At 60.0% G+C, this 15,078-nt stretch carries 11 protein-coding genes, 1 tRNA gene and 1 pseudogene; 4 read left to right on the top strand and 9 right to left on the bottom strand.

From position 1 onward, the window contains the following. Nucleotides 1–36: 36 nt before the first annotated feature. Nucleotides 37–456 carry a hypothetical protein gene (locus tag I7X13_RS14660; RefSeq protein ID WP_198076062.1) on the top strand — a complete coding sequence of 140 codons (420 nt, stop codon included), beginning with the start codon at nucleotides 37–39 and terminating at the stop codon, nucleotides 454–456. An 88-nt stretch (nucleotides 457–544) separates the two neighbouring features. Continuing rightward, nucleotides 545–1,549 (top strand): fatty acid desaturase, encoded by a 1,005-nt coding sequence (locus tag I7X13_RS14655; protein WP_198069219.1) that lies wholly within the window; start codon nucleotides 545–547, stop codon nucleotides 1,547–1,549. An 81-nt stretch (nucleotides 1,550–1,630) separates the two neighbouring features. Here I7X13_RS14655 and I7X13_RS14650 read toward each other — a convergent pair whose 3' ends face one another. Together I7X13_RS14650 and I7X13_RS14645 are read right to left on the bottom strand one after the other, a co-directional pair. Then, the gene (locus I7X13_RS14650; RefSeq protein WP_198076061.1) at nucleotides 1,631–2,047 is read right to left on the bottom strand and encodes a hypothetical protein; all 417 of its coding nucleotides are present in this window, start codon (nucleotides 2,045–2,047) and stop codon (nucleotides 1,631–1,633) included. Nucleotides 2,048–2,181: 134 nt separating this feature from the next. Further along, entirely contained in the window at nucleotides 2,182–2,736 is a 555-nt protein-coding gene (locus tag I7X13_RS14645) for a YceI family protein (RefSeq protein WP_198069217.1), read from the bottom strand. A 245-nt stretch (nucleotides 2,737–2,981) separates the two neighbouring features. On the opposite strand from I7X13_RS14645, the gene I7X13_RS14640 reads away from it, so the two are divergent. After that, complete coding sequence (locus I7X13_RS14640; protein WP_233454796.1) at nucleotides 2,982–5,855, top strand: TolB family protein; 2,874 nt, start codon at nucleotides 2,982–2,984, stop codon at nucleotides 5,853–5,855. Nucleotides 5,856–6,005: 150 nt separating this feature from the next. Here the strand turns inward: I7X13_RS14640 and I7X13_RS14635 are convergent, their stop codons facing one another. Both I7X13_RS14635 and I7X13_RS14630 read right to left on the bottom strand, forming a co-directional pair. Further along, complete coding sequence (locus tag I7X13_RS14635; protein ID WP_198076059.1) at nucleotides 6,006–6,839, bottom strand: alpha/beta fold hydrolase; 834 nt, start codon at nucleotides 6,837–6,839, stop codon at nucleotides 6,006–6,008. 256 nt (nucleotides 6,840–7,095) lie between these two features. After that, nucleotides 7,096–8,262 carry an NAD(P)H-dependent flavin oxidoreductase gene (locus I7X13_RS14630; protein WP_198076058.1) on the bottom strand — a complete coding sequence of 389 codons (1,167 nt, stop codon included), beginning with the start codon at nucleotides 8,260–8,262 and terminating at the stop codon, nucleotides 7,096–7,098. A gap of 134 nt (nucleotides 8,263–8,396) precedes the next feature. Between I7X13_RS14630 and I7X13_RS14625 the strand changes: the two genes are divergently transcribed. Further along, entirely contained in the window at nucleotides 8,397–9,332 is a 936-nt protein-coding gene (locus tag I7X13_RS14625; protein WP_198076057.1) for a DUF6794 domain-containing protein, read from the top strand. A 3-nt stretch (nucleotides 9,333–9,335) separates the two neighbouring features. Here the strand turns inward: I7X13_RS14625 and I7X13_RS14620 are convergent, their stop codons facing one another. The 5 genes and pseudogenes from I7X13_RS14620 to I7X13_RS14600 form a co-directional block, all read right to left on the bottom strand. Continuing rightward, on the bottom strand, nucleotides 9,336–9,536 hold the full coding sequence (locus tag I7X13_RS14620; protein WP_198076056.1) for a hypothetical protein: 201 nt from the start codon (nucleotides 9,534–9,536) through the stop codon (nucleotides 9,336–9,338). Nucleotides 9,537–10,125: 589 nt separating this feature from the next. Continuing rightward, a pseudogene (locus tag I7X13_RS14615) lies at nucleotides 10,126–12,432 on the bottom strand (GH92 family glycosyl hydrolase); the annotation flags it as partial. A gap of 96 nt (nucleotides 12,433–12,528) precedes the next feature. After that, entirely contained in the window at nucleotides 12,529–13,371 is an 843-nt protein-coding gene (locus tag I7X13_RS14610) for a sulfurtransferase (protein WP_198076054.1), read from the bottom strand. A 128-nt stretch (nucleotides 13,372–13,499) separates the two neighbouring features. Then, nucleotides 13,500–13,571, bottom strand: a tRNA-Arg gene (locus tag I7X13_RS14605). A gap of 32 nt (nucleotides 13,572–13,603) precedes the next feature. Then, on the bottom strand, nucleotides 13,604–14,956 hold the full coding sequence (locus I7X13_RS14600; protein WP_198076053.1) for a Pycsar system effector family protein: 1,353 nt from the start codon (nucleotides 14,954–14,956) through the stop codon (nucleotides 13,604–13,606). Nucleotides 14,957–15,078: the final 122 nt, after the last annotated feature.

Below are 15,078 nucleotides of genomic sequence, written 5' to 3'. Positions count from 1 at the left end.
TTGGGATTTACATCGTCCTCCTTCGCTGCCTCTCCCGTGGAACCTGTTGAAACCTTCACTTTTCGCCGGCCCGATGGCCACGTGTACCTCACCGCTACCCGCGACCGGGTCAATAATTGGATTCACGCGGAGTGGTCGGGCGTGCAAACCCTGGCCACCATCCAAACCGGCGGCATGGCGTACATCGACATGCTCAACGCCGAGCCCTGCGCCAAGCTGCTCAACGACCACCGCGAGCTGGTGGGGCGCTTCGTGGATGCCAACGAGTGGGTAGCTCAGGTCTGGACGCCGCGCATCATGCAGGCCGGCCTGCGCTACTTTGCCCAGGTGCTGGCCCCCGGCGTGTTCGGGCAGCTCTCGATGAAGGACCTGCACCAGCGCATCAGCGACCAGTTCGAGATAAAAATGTTTGACCGCCTGGAGGATGCCGAAGACTGGCTGCGCAGCCTGCCCTAGGCGCGCGACCCGCGCTGAACCTATTTGCCGTATTTTTGTCTGAAAGGCCGGGCGCGTTGCTATTCACGGTGCCCGTTTTCTGCTTCTTATGGCATCAGCACCTACCGCTTTCACCGTGGCCACGGCCCCCGAGCCGCACCGCATCCGCACCCGCCAAATCATCAAGGCCCACCCCGAGGTGAAGCAGCTGATGACGCGCAACCCCACCACCTTCCTCATCGGGCTGGGCTGCGTGCTGGCCCAGGTGGCCATTGCGTATTTCCTGCGGGACAAGGCCTGGTACTGGACCATTCCGGCCGCTTACCTGGTGGGGGCGTTTTTCTCGCACACCCTGTTTGTGGTCATTCACGAAGCGGCCCACAACCTGGTGTTCCGGAAGATATGGCAGAACGTGGCCACTGGCATTCTGGCCAATTTTCCGTCGGTGTTCCCCACAGCCATCAGCTTCAAGAATTTTCACATCAAGCACCACGTGTTTCAGGGCGTGCACGAACTGGATGCCGACCTGCCCGACTGGTACGAAGCCAAACTGATTCATAACTACAGCATTGGCAAGGCAATCTGGCTGTTTTTCTTCCCGCTGTTTCAGGTGATTCGCACGGCGCGCTGCCGCGAGGTGGCCACTATTGATAAGTACGTGGCGGCTAACATTGTGGCCCAGATTGCCTTCGACGTGGCCATCGTTTACTTCTTCGGTTGGACGGCGCTGCTGTATTTGTTTCTCAGCTTCTGGTTTTCGGTGGGCCTGCACCCGCTGGGCGCCCGCTGGATTCAGGAGCACTACCTCACCCTCAGCCCCGAGCAGGAGACTTATTCCTACTACGGCCGCCTCAACGGCATCAACCTCAACGTGGGCTTCCACAACGAGCACCACGACATGCCCAGCATTCCGTGGAACAACCTGCCCAAGCTCAAAACCGTGGCCCCCGAGTTCTACGAGCCGCTGCTGGCCCACACCAGCTACACCAAGCTCTTCTTTAAATTTCTGTTCGACCAGGAAATCAGCCTTTACTCGCGCATCATGCGCAAGGAGCGCGGCACCGCCACTCTCAAAGACCAGAGCGTGCCGGACAAGGAACTGCTGTCGGCCTAATGCTAGGCGCGGAATAAACAAAAAAGGCGGCCCCAACGGGCCGCCTTTTTTGTGGTCAAAAATCGAAATCCGGACCGGCGCTTATTTCGCGCGAACCGAGTCGCAGGACACCGTGGAGAGGTTGCTGAGCGTCACGAACGGCACCGGGGTAGTCGTGCCATCGGCCGCCAGGCACGTCATGGTCGGAGTAGTCGGGGCCGGGGTTTTGGTGTAGGTGAAGTGCAGTTGTTGGCCCACCTGGCCCAGGTTGCCCAAGCTGGTCGAATTGACCACAGCCACCACGTTGTCGCCCAAAAAGCGGTTGCCTACTATCGACACCGCCCGCGCGCCGATGCGATAAGCCGGGTCGACATCGACCAAAACGCCCAGCATGCAGGTGGTGGCTACCACCGTGCCGCTGTAGCAGCTGGGTTGGGGCGTGGCGCAGTCTTTTTTGCAGCCGAGGAGCGAGCCGGCCGTGAGCGCGGCCAGGCAGAGAGAGGAAAGTGAGCGAAGCATAAGCAGGGCTGGAAAAGTGAAAGAACCGGAATTACCGCCCTGACCGCCGGCTGCCGCGCAGCGTTGCATTACCCACAAAAAAAGCGGCGGCTTCCGAAGAAGCCGCCGCTTGAATAAGCTGCGAAAGGCGGCAATTAAGCCTGCTTGGCAAACTGCACGTTGGCAATCAGCTTCACGTCGTCGCCCAGCACGATGGCCCCGGCTTCGGTGATGCCGCCCCAGGTGAGGCCGAACTCTTTGCGGTTGATTTTGCCGGTTACCTCAAAACCAGCCTTGTGGTTGCCGTAGAAATCGACGGCCGAGCCGCCGTATTCGGCTTCCAGGGTCACGGGCTTGGTCACGTCTTTCATCGTGAGGTTGCCGGTCACTTTGTAGCCGTCGCCGTCTTTCACAAACGAAGTCGACTCAAACTTGATGGTCGGGTACTTGGCCGCGTCGAAGAATTCTTCGCCTTTGAGGTGGCCGTCGCGCATTTCCTGGTTGGTGTCGATGCTGTCAACGTTGAGCGAAAACTCAACCTGGGCATTTTCAAAGTTGTCGTCGCTTGCGCTCTGCATCGAGCCCTGGAACGACTTGAACGAGCCGGTGACGGTAGAAATCACCAGGTGCTTGATTTTAAACTGGATTTCCGAGTGGGTAGGGTCGAGCGTCCATTTGGTGGCAGTGGCGGCGGTTGCGGTATCAGACATGGCGTTTGGGGGTTGAAAAGGTGAATTGAGATTACAAAGATAATCAATGTTGCTACATTTGATGTCGATACATTGATTTTTTTTTAGCCTAACGATTCCCGTGCCCAAAAGTTCAAACAGGTTGGGTGACCGAGAGATGCAAGGTAGTTAAACTACTGATTTTGATGGGTTGGCCAAGGCCGATGCGGTGGCGACGGCCTGGCATGACGTTCTTTAGGCCTCGTTTCCCGAATCCCCATCATTCTATGCGTCGTTTGTTGCTGCCGGGGCTGCTGAGCCTGTTTTTCGCCGCGCCGGCCCGCGCCCAAAGCCTGCCCGTGCTTCCCCAAAACCCACCCGAATTGCGCTGGCGCGAGGTGCGCACGCCGCATTTTCGGGTGCTCTACGCGGGCGGGATTGACTCGGCGGCGCAGCGCACGGCGGCCCGGCTGGAGCAGCTGCACGGGCCCGATGTGGCCACGCTAGGCGTGAACCCGCGCCCCATTGCGGTGGTGATGCAGAACCAGACCACCGTCAGCAACGGCTTCGTGACGTTTTTGCCGCGGCACGCCGAGTTTTTTACCACGCCGCAGCAGGGCTTCGGGCTGGGCACCGTGGATTGGCTCGATGGGCTGGTGGTGCACGAGTTCCGGCACGTGGGGCAGTTTGAGAAGGCCCGGCAGGGCGTGGGGCGCGTGCTGGGGCCGCTGTTTGGCGATGGGGCGCTGGGCATTGCGGCGGTGGGCGTGCCGCAGTGGTTTTTTGAGGGCGACGCCGTGGGCACCGAAACGGCCCTGACGCGCAGCGGACGCGGACGCATTCCCAACTTTAACGTAGGCCTGCGCGCCAACCTGCACAGCGGCTTCAACTACAGCTACCAAAAGGCCGTGAACGGCTCGCTGGTGGACAATGTGCCCGACTGGTACGTGCTGGGCTACTTCATGACGTCGTACCTGAAAACCCACTACGGCCCCGATGTGTGGGCCAAAGTGCTGGATAAGTATTACCGGTTTCCGTTTTACCCATTCTCCTTTTCCAACGGCATCCGGCGCACCACGGGCCTGCGGGTAGAGCAGGTATACGAGCGCAGCATGGCCGAAGTCGACTCGCTGTGGTGGGTGCAGCAGCGGGAGCAGCCCACCACCACGGCGGTGCGGGAGCTGAAGCAGACTGGGGTTGGGAAGATTTTCACCCAATACCAGTACCCGCAGTACGTGAACGACAGCACGGTGCTGGCCCTGAAAACCGGCCTCGCCATCATTCCGCGCTTTGTGCTGCTGAGCCGGCACGGAGCCGAACAAACCGTATTCACACCGGGCCAGCTGAATATTCCCGAAATGCTGTCGGCAAGTGGCGGGCGGGCCGTGTGGCCCGAGTTTCAGCAAAATGCTCGCTGGGGCCAGCGCATCGCCTCCGAACTGAAGATGCTGGATGTGAAAACCGGCCGGCTCACGCGCATCGGTAAGGGTCAGCGCTACTCGGCAGCGGCGCTTTCGCCCGATGGGTTGCGGCTGGTGGCGGTGCGAGAGGGGGCCGACTATCACCACACGCTCGTTATGCTGGATGCGCAGACCGGGGCCGAAATCCAGGCGCTGCCCAACCCCGCCAACGACTTATATATTCAGCCCCGCTGGCACCCCGACGGCCGCCGCCTGGTGGCCGTGACGCTGAGCCCCGCCGGCAAAACCATTACCGTGCTCGACCCAAGTGTCGGCACGTCAAAAGCCCTGCTGCCCGTGGCCAACCTCAACTTGGCCAATCCGCAGCCCTGGCGCGATTTTGTGCTCTACAACTCGGCCCAGTCGGGCATCGACAACATTTACGCTGTGAGTACCCGCACCGGCCAAACCTACCGCGTCACGAACCGGCCTTTTGGCGCGTACCAGGCGGCCGTGTCGCCCGATGGGCGCACGCTGGCCTTCCACGACTACCGGGCCACCGGGGCGCGGGTGGTCGAAATGCCGCTCGATACCACGGCCTGGGTACCCGTGCCCACCGCCACCGCCGATATTCCGGGGCCCTACGCGGCGGCCCTCACGGCGCAGGAGCCGGCCGGCAAACTGGTGCCGCGCCTGCTGGCCGCGCGGCCCGATTCGGCGGCCCCGCGCTACGGGGTGCGGCGGTACCGGCCGCTGGCGCATGCCTTCAACCTGTTCAGCTACGGCGTGGTGCAGAGCCCGAGCGGCAACACCGTGAGCGTGGGCCTGCGCTCGCAGGACTTGCTGAATACCACGCAGGCCTTCGCCGGGCTGGGCTACGACCAGGTAGAGCGCACCTTCAACGTGACCGGCGCACTGAGTTACCAGGGCCGCTTTCCGGTGCTGGATGCCGACGTGACGTATGGCGGGCGCGATGCGGCCATCCTCTACCGGGGCGCTGTCTACCGCGACCAGTGGCAGTACGCCCGCCTCACGGCCGGGCTGCGGCTGCCGCTCAACCTCACGCATTCCAAGTTCCTGGAGGCCCTGTCGCTGGGTACCTATTTCCTGCACGAGCAGGTGTATGGCTACGACCTGCCCGCCCGCAAGCTCTCCGAAGTCAGCCCCAATGCGCCCCTCAATGCCCTGCAAACCACCCTCAGCTATGTGAAGCAGCGCAAGGCCCCGGCGCGGGGCATCGCGCCCACGCTGGGCTACACCTTTCTGGGCACGTGGCGTACCACGCCATTTGGCACCGGGCTGGAGGCGCGGCAATTGGGAGCGCAAGGCAGCGTGTTTCTGCCGGGACTTTGGCGGCACCACGCCATCCGGGTGCGGGCCGGTTACCAGTGGCAGGACCAGATGCAGTACCAGTTTGCGCCCGCCGTATCATTCCCCCGCGGCGAGGGCTATACCAGCTTCGACCGCCTCGGGGTGAGCAGCGTGGACTATTTCCTGCCGCTGGGCTACACGCACTGGGAGCTGGGCCGCCTGTTGTACGTGCAGCGCCTGCGGGCCACCGTGTTCGGCGATTTTGCGCAGGGCAATGATGTCCGGGGCACGGCCGCGCAACTCAACTACCGCAATGTGGGGGCCGATTTGCTGGTGCTCTTCAACGTTCTGCGGCTGCGCACGCCCATCGAGGCGGGTGTGCGGGCGGTGTACCGGGGCGCGGTAGGGACCTGGACGGTGGAGCCGCTGGCCTTCAGCATTCGGCTGTGATAAGAAGAGCAAACAAGAGAAAGTTGTCATGCTCATCTGGCGTACACGCAGTGAAGCACCTTATCACGCCTGAACAATTCGTTCCAACGTGATAAGGTGCTTCACTGCGTTCAGCATGACAAACGGGAAAAACAACCCGCTCCCGCTTCCCTATATCACCGTTTCGTGGTGCAGGAAGTGGTCCATGGCAGAGAGCGTTTGCTGTGGGGCGCTAAGGTGGGGGAGGTGGCCGTTGGTTTCGATAACGACCATGCGGCTGTCGGCCAGCTGCTCGTTGATGTAGTGGCCCACGGCCAGCGGCGCAATGACGTCGTGGGCCGACTGGATGATGAGCGTGGGAATGGTGAGGAAACCCAGCTCGGCGCGGGTGTCGGAGAAAAAGGTGACGCGGGCGAAATGCTTGGCAATTTCGGGGTTGGTGCGCACAAAGCTGTTGGTGAGTTCCAGCACCAGCTCGGGGTTGTCTTGCTGGCCCATCATCACCGGCGAGATGCCGTGCGACCAGCCGTGGTAGTCGGCCTCCATGGCCGCCAGCAGCTCGTTGATATCCTTCTGCTCGAAGCCGCCGGCGTAGCCCGCCTCGTTAATGAAGCGGGGCGAGGGCGCAATGAGCACCATTTTGGAAAAGCGCTGGGGTTGGCGCACGGCGGCAATTACGCCAATCATGGCAGCCACCGAATGGCCCACAAACACCACATCGTGCAGGGCCAGGGCGCTGAGCACACCTAGCAGGTCATTGGCATGGCCCTCTAAGGTGCTGTGAGTCGTAGCGGGCTGGTAGGCATTGAGGTCGGACCGTCCGGCCCCAATCAGGTCGAGCAGGATAACCTGGTACTGGTCCTCAAAAGCGGGGGCTACGAGGCGCCAGTCGTGCTGGTCGCCACCGAGGCCATGTAGAAACACGATGGCTCGGGTGCCAGGGCCGGAAGCGCCGGAAATGGTAACGTTGCTGCGTTCGAGAATAGAGGTATTAGATGGACTCATTGGGTGGCGGCGTTAATAAACTTAGTTATATGGGCGGGCTAACATACTACATAATTCAGCACATTGGATTGATGTGATAATTACTATCACTGCAAAAGTTTTAAAGAATACTGCTTTCATTTTTTCTTATAGCAATTAGTCAATTAATTAATATTGGCAATTGCCGGGCTTGGTAGTAAGGCTACTATTAGGATGGTGTGTGCCATTCTGAAATGTTCTGAAAAGCGCAGTCTGAAAACCAGGCAATGCCGCGGCTTTAGTCGCTTTGGGTACGGGAAATGAAACCGCCCGCTTCCGGTTGGGGAGCGGGCGGTTTATGATTAATCGGTCCGGGCTCTGATAATTGGCCGGAAGTGTTGGGATTAGTCAAGGCCAACTGAAGCTCAGTGGCCAGGGTGCGTACCAACTCGGCGGCTGGCAAGGCCCGCGCCCGGCCGGCACCGGTGCCCGCCCATTGCACGGCAAAGCCCGGCTCGTTGGCTTGCTGGGCAGCGGCTACCAGGGCTTTGCCAGCGGCATACGCTCGCGAGTAGGCGGCCACGGGCGGCCTGCCGGGCTGGTCTACGTCCCGCACGAAGCGGTTGACCAGGCCCCGCGCCGGTCGGCCTGAAATAACGGCGGTGAGGGCCGTGAGCAGGGGCGGTTGGTGCAGCAGTGCCTCCCGATACGCCGCCGAGGCACTGGATTCGGGGCAGGCCACGAAGGCCGTGCCAAGCTGGGCGGCCACGGCTCCGGCCTGCAAGGCCGCCGCGATATCGGCCCCGTCCATAATGCCACCCGCGGCCACCACGGGCAGACGCGAGTGCCGCACTAGGTAGCGAGTCAGGTCCAAGGCTGAAATGCCGGGTTCAATTTCCTGGTTGAAGGTGCCGCGGTGCCCGCCGGCTTCTATGCCCTGGGCCAGCAGCATATCCACACCGGCAATTTCGGCGGCACGGGCTTCGGCGGGGGAGGTCACGCAGGCCAGCAGGAGGCAGCCAGCCTGGCGCAACGCGGCCAACTGGGCGGTGGTGGGCAGGCCGAAATGGAAGCTCACCACCCGGGGCCGGTCCTGCACCAGTACGGCCAGTAAGGCGTCGTTGGTCAAAAAGCTGGGGTAAAGCTCTTCCAGGCTGGGCGGCGGGGTGCTGTGCAGCGCGGCAAAGAAAGGCTGCAGGTAGGCCAGCCATTGGGCATCGTGCGCCGGATTGGGCGGGGCGGGCTGGTGGCAAAACACGTTGACGTTGACCGGCCGGCTGGTGGCCGCCCGCAATTCGGCCAGTTGCTGCGCCACCGTTTCGGCGGCGGGAATGGCACCAGTGGCAAACGACCCCAGCGCCCCGGCCTCCGATACGGCCGCCGCCAGCGCCACCGTCGATACGCCCGCCATCGGCGCCTGAATGATGGGATAGGCAAGGCCGAGCTGTTCACAAAAGGCATTCATAAGCGGGGGCGGCAAGGAGAGACTGGCCGCGGCGTAAGTTTCGGTCGGGTTATGAAGTCGCCCGCTAGCGGGCGGTTTTTTGTTGTTAGAATCGTAGTAATGCAACTCTGGCGTTCGCAAGCTATTAAACCGTAATGAGTAGTTACATGCTAAGAATAGTCTTGAGTCTTTGCGTCTTCCTGCAGGCTTTTGGAGCGTTGGGGCAATCTGTGGCTTTTAATAAGCACAGGTTTTATATACCTCAGAATTTAGCTGAGGCTAATGAGCAATTAGATAGAACGCTTACCGCAAAGGCAAGGGCTAAGTTTAAGGCTCTAAATGAAAGCGACCTAGCGAATGTGAGTGGGATATTCGTTGTTGGAGAGTGGGATGGCGAGGGTAGCAGGTTCGTGGCTTTCTTAAGCCGATATATGAATCCAAAGCAACATACTTGGGGGTATTTAGATTGGCAGGTGCGCAATCATCTGATTTACCTGTCATATCTACGCCATCTTAATAATCAGCCGTTCGATTTAGCTAAAGAAACCAGTAGAATAAATGCTAAAGCAGATTCTGTTACACAGGTAGATGAGCGTAGAAAGCAACGCAACATCCTAGCAGATTCTATAAATGGGGTGTATATCCCCCAAAACCTAAAAGACAGTTTCAGGCGCCTTGATGAGATGCTTTCGGATACACTGAAACAAAAGCTTAGGCATCCTGACCCTGAATATGGCCTAGCAGAATTTCACTTCAATCTTGGGCTTTGGATGCGTAACAGTTGGCAGCTATGGGGCGGGTCCAGGCTACAGCAGTATTTCGAGGGGTTGGGAGTACATCGCCCAGACGACATGTCTGGTATCATCCTGCGTACCTACAGCGAGCACCTAAACGGAAAAACACTGGATGAGGCATCGATTAAACCACTCACTGTACCTGCACCAACCGATGAGCAAGTGCCTGCGGAACCATTGATTTACCCGGAAGCAAAGGATGATGGTAAATTTTACACGAAAGAGTATAGACGGTTCTTGCGTAAGCGGCGAATAGACGATTTTCAAAGTCTGCCACCAGAGGCCTACGCTGAATAGCTGCTACTTCCGCGCCTGCTTCGCCCCCATCACAAACACCAACGTCCCGACCTTCGCCACGTCTTGCTGCGCCAGAAACGGCTGCGCCAGAAACGGCTGCGCCAGAAACGGCTGCGCCAGAAACGGCTGCGCCAGAAACGGCTGCGCCAGCCGCTGCCTAGTGGAATTACGGAATTGTTGAGTAGCCGCAAAACTTGTAGCCATTCTTCGTTTTGATAAATGCAAAGGCTTTCTGCATCCCTCCGGACCGACTGGACTCCTCAACTGTTTCTACAAGTACTTCGGGAATGGTTGCGGATTTGAATTCTGATATGCTAGCTACACAAGAATACCTGTACAAGCGTTTGTTCTGATTATTGTCGTAATTGAACGCTAGCTTTTTCGAGTTCAACAATCTGGCTTTTGTATTTGTATCAAAGATTCTTGGGCTGAGTTTAACAATGAATCTGTCTATGCTAACGTAAGGAGCATTACTTGCAGATTCAATATATTCACTTTCGTTGCAAAGCACGCAACTGGCGGACAGCTGTTTTACCATCTTCATATCGCCAGCTATTACAGCTTTTGCGAATAAAGTCCAAGCGTTTCGTAGCGCCCTATCGTCACTCTGCTGTAACCCTTGAATTGATTTAACTCCTATGTAGCTTGAAGTATTCAAAGTGCCTGAATTGAAGAGTGCACTTGCTAGTAGCAGCTTGGTAAAAGTCATAGGTGCAAATTTTAAGAGCATCACATTTTTTGATTGCGCTCAGAATAAATACAGAACGAACTGTTTTTCTAATCTATTGCTATACTATTTCCGCGCCGGTCGCGCCCCCATCACAAACACCAGCGTACCGCCCTTCATCACGTCCTGCTGCGCCAGAAACGGCAGCGCCAGCCGCTGGCCGTTGAGGGTGGCCGACTGCACGTAAACGTTTTTGGGGCTTTGGTTTTTGACCTGGATGGTGAACTCCTTGCCGTTTTCGAGGTGCAGGACGGCGCCGTGCACGAGGGGGCTGCCCAGCGCGTACTGGCCCGACGACGGGGCCACCGGGTAGAAGCCCAGGGACGAGAAGAGGTACCAGGCGCTCATCTGGCCGCAGTCGTCGTTGCCGCCGAGGCCGTCGGGGGTGGGATGGTACTGGCGGGCAAGGATGTTGCGGACCTGGGCCTGGGTTTTCCAGGGCTGGTCGGTGTAGTTGTAGAGGTAGGCGGCGTGGTGGGCGGGCTCGTTGCCGTGCACGTAGCCCCCGATGATGCCCTCGCGGGTGATGTCCTCGGTTTCGGCGAAGAACGAGTCGGGCAGGTTCATGGTGAAGAGCGAATCGAGGTGGGGCACGAAGCGGCGGTTGCCGCCCAGCTTGGCTATCAGGCCAGCGGGGTCGTGGGGCACGGCTAGGGTGTAGTTCCAGGCGTTGCCCTCGATGAAGCCTTGGCCATTGGTGCTCAGCACGTCGAACTTGGGGCGGAAGCTGCCGTCGGCCAGGCGCGGGCGCATGGCGTTCACGCGCGGGTCGAACACGTTTTGCCAGTTGCCGGCGCGCTTGCTGAACTCCTGGTAGATGTCTTGGTGGCCGAGCTTTTGGGCCAGTTGGGCAATGCACCAGTCGTCGTAGGCAAATTCGAGGGTGTTGGAGACGGAGGTGCCGCTGCGCTCGCTGGGCACGTAGCCGCGGGCTACGTATTCGCCGAGGCCGTCGTACCAGCCGTGGCGGGCGGTGGCTACGCAGGCGGCGAGGGCGCGCTCGGCCTGGGCGGGCGGCACGGTGCCATTCAGCACGGCATCGGCCACGACGGATACACTGTGGTAGCCGCTCATGCACCAGTTTTCGTTGGCATGGTGGCTCCACACGGGCAGCATGTGCTCGGGGCTCTGGTCGTAGTGGGCCAGCATGGATTGCACCATGTCGGCGTTGCGCTGGGGCTGCAGGAGGTTGAAGAGCGGGTGCAGAGCCCGGAAGGTGTCCCAGAGCGAGAAGGTGGTGTAGTTGGTGAAGCCCTCGGCGCGGTGGGTTTGCTGGTCAAGGCCGCGGTACTGGCCGTCGGCGTCCTGGTACACGGTGGGGCTGAGGTAGGCGTGGTAGAGGGCGGTGTAGAAGTTCTCCTTATCGGCCCGGTTGGGCGTTTGGATGGCCACTTTCTGCAGCTCCTGCTGCCAGAGCTGCTGGCTGGCGCGGCGGGTCTGGTCGAAGTTCCAGCCGGGCAGCTCGGCGCGCATGTTCGCTAAGGCACCCTCCATGCTCACGGGCGAGAGGGTGAATTTGACTTTGATTTTCTCGCCCGCCACGGTGGCGAAGTCGAAGTAGAGGCGCAACTGGCGGCCGGCCTGCTCGGGCCAGTTCTTGCTTTGGTCGAAGCGGCCCCAGAAGCCGCGGTAGGTTTCCTTGGCGTCGTACTTGCGGGCGCCGTAGCTCCGGAAGGGCTTCGAGAACTGCATCGCAAAGTATTCGGTGCGAGTGCGGCCCCAGCCGGTAGTTTGGCGGTAGCCGGTCACCAGCGAGTCGTTCACCACGCGCACGTAGCTCCACACGTTCTTGTCGGGGTAGTTGTAGATGCCGGCCATCATGTCCAGGATGACGTGGGCCGGCTCAGTGCCCGGAAAGGTGTACTGGTGGAAGCCCACGCGGGTAGTGGCCGTAAGCTCGGCCACGATGTTGTGGTCGTCGAGCTTCACCTTGTAGTAAGCCGGCTCGGCCACCTCGTTCTGGTGCGAGAAGGCGGAGCGGTAGCCGCTCTGGGGCCGGTCGGCGGTGCCGGGGTTAAGCTGCAGCGGGCCGGTGGTGGGCATGAGCAGGAAGTCGCCCAAATCGGAGTGCCCCGTGCCGCTGAAATGGGTGTGGCTGAAGCCCACGATGGTTTTATCATCGTAGTTGTAGCCCGCGCAGTACTTGTAGATGTCGGGGTTGTACTTGCCGTTCTGCTCGTAGCTCAGCGTGTCGGTATCGGGCGAGAGCTGCACCATGCCGAAGGGCACCGTGGCGCCGGGGTAGGTGTGCCCCATCTTCTGCGTGCCCACGATAGGGTGGACGTATTGCACGAGGTTTTCGGGAACGTTGGGAGCTTTTTGAGCCTGAGAGGAGATGGAAACGGCAAGAAGCAGCAGGAGTTTCTTCATGCGGCAATTTAAGCGCCGCTTTGCCTGCTTCTAGGCAAAGGGAGATTCTTTCCTGATTATGCGCGGGATGTATTTGGCAAGAGGTAGAATGCTGCGCTTCTAAGCCAGCCCAATTGCAATGGGCCGCTCCGTGCGCGACCATTCGCTCCAAGAGCCTACGTACAGGTTTGGAACCGGAAGGCCGGCATGCGCCATCGCCAGCAGCGTGTGGCAGGCCGTCACACCTGAGCCACAGTGTACTATCACCTCCGCCGATTCGCGGCTGCCCATGGCCTGCGCGTATTTCTCGCGCAGTAGTTCGGGCGCCAAGTAGCTGCCATCGGCCGCCAGGTTGCTGCTAAAAGGAATGTTAACGGCCGTGGGAATATGCCCAGCCACCAAGTCGATGGGTTCGATTTCGCCGCGGTAGCGGGCACCTTCGCGCACATCGATGATGAGGTGCGAGCCTGTTTGCGTGGCACGCTCCACTTCCTCAATGGTTACGGTGGGCAGCTGCCAGGACATGGCCGCGTAAGCCGGGCTGGCATCCGGTGCTTCAGGGCCGGCACTCGTTGGATAGCCCGAGGCGAGGGCTGCCGCCAGCCCGCCATCAAGTACCTGCACCGCTCGGTGGCCTACGGCCGTGAGCATCCACCAGAAGCGCGCCGCGGCATTGGCACCCGCCTTGTCGTCGTAAACAACTACGCGTGATTCCGGGCCGATACCCAGCCGGCCGAGGACTTCGGCAAAGCTTTGCACCGTGGGCAGCGGGTGGCGACCACCGTGGGCGGCGTTAGCCACAGGCGCCGCCAGGTCTTGGTCTAAATCGACGTGGCGCGCCTCGCGCAGGTGCTGGGCCTGGTATTGCGTGTAGGCTTCACGGCCGGAGCGGGCATCAATCAGGACCAATGATTTGGTGGGACCCAAGCCATACAATTCCTCGGCAGTGATGAGCGGTTTCATAGACAACGGATTGCGAGTATGAGAAAGGCTAATTTACCATCCTTAGCATTAGTTGACCGGTAAGGTAATAAAACCAGAACACCCGCCCGGCCATAGGGCCGAACGGGTGCTGCAAGCAATCTGCTTAGTAGCCGCGACGAGAATCGAACTCATATCAAGCGTTTAGGAAACGCCTATTCTATCCGTTGAACTACGCAGCCGTGGCACAAAGATAAGAACAGACGCCCCAGCCCTACATCTTATACAGCAGCGCGATGCCGAAGGAAAGCGCCGTCAGAATCAGCCCCACCATGAAAATGGTGTAGCTGGTGCGCAGCAGGCGGTACTTGCGCGTCAGCACCTCGCCCAGGTAGTAAATATCCGTCACCATGTTGGTGTAGAGCATGTCCTTGGTGCGCATCAGCTCGCGCATGCCGCCCTGGAAATTGTCGAGGTTGAGCTTGGTGAACTGGCCGAAGAACAGGAGATTGACGCGGCGGTTGGTGGCGATTTCGGGGCTTTTCTTGAGCCAGGCAAAGCTCGTCACGTCGGGCTGGGCCGAGAGGATGGCCGTGATAACCGAGCCCAGGGCCGTAACCAGCAGAATACTCATCGGAATGGCCAGCACGGGGTTGCCGCTCATCATGGGGCCCAGGGCGCCGGCTTTGCCCATTTTGGCGCCCAGGTAGGTGATGATGACCGACATGAGCACGGCGTTGAGCTGAATCATCATGCTGGCCTTCTTGTCGGCCATGTCGCTCAGCTTCATGTGGTTTGAGTACATGGTGCGGAACATGGTTTCGATGCCCCGCTTGGGCTCGGCGAAGGTGTCGGACTTTTCCTTGGTCTTTTTCTTGTCCTTCTTCTCCTTCTTTTTGAGGTGGTCGCGCTGGTCCTCGATGTTCTTTTTCAGCGCCTTTTTGTAGCGCTCCTTGCCGGCTTCGGAAAGGTACTTATGGGCCAGCATGAAGTTGAGCTGCAACTCGGTCCACTCCGGGGTGGAGTAGGTTTTATCTAACACCAGTTCCCACTCGGTGCGCAGCAGCTCGGCGCGCGAGCGGTAGTCGTCGCGCGCCAGGTTGCTCATGTCGGCATCGGAGAGCAGCTTTTGCAGCTCGGTTTCGGGCGGCGAGTCGCGGTGCGTGGTTTTTATCAGCTCCTGAATTAGCTCGATGCGGGCCTTGGGCAGGCCGTGCTCGGCGAGCCAGGCCCCGGCGCGCTCCATGCTGCGGAACTCGTGGCCGTCGTACACATCAATGTAGCCGGCGTCGTGAAACCAGGCGGCCAGCAGCAAGTTCTCGGTGTCCTCTTCGCTGAGCTGGGCGGCAGGGGCCAGGGCGCGGCACTCCTTCACCACGGCCTCGGTGTGGCCCAGGGTGTGGTACGTGAGCTTGGCCGGCAGCTCTTTGCCAAACAGGTCGGTGATGTAGGCCTGCGCTTCTTTCACCAGAGCCGAAGCTTTGGCTTTGGGCGCTTTGTCGGCCTCGGCCTCCAGCGGCAGCTCGGTGGCGGGGGCGGGCGGGGCAGCCGGAACCGGCTTTTCTACCTGCGCCGTTGGCGCGGGCGCGGCCGATGATTCAGCGGTTTCGGGGGTAATTTCTTTCATGGTACGCGAAGCTACGGCCGGCGCATTGGGCGGGTCCGCCGGCTTTCAACGCGAAGCGCGGGCCGGAAGTTAAAAACTGGGCCAAACCGCACCGCCGTGCTTTGCGTAACGGGCGCTACAGC

Origin of the sequence: Hymenobacter negativus (assembly GCF_016056375.1) — a bacterium.
GTDB lineage: Bacteria > Bacteroidota > Bacteroidia > Cytophagales > Hymenobacteraceae > Hymenobacter > Hymenobacter negativus_A.
This window is presented reverse-complemented; position numbering and strand designations above follow the sequence as displayed.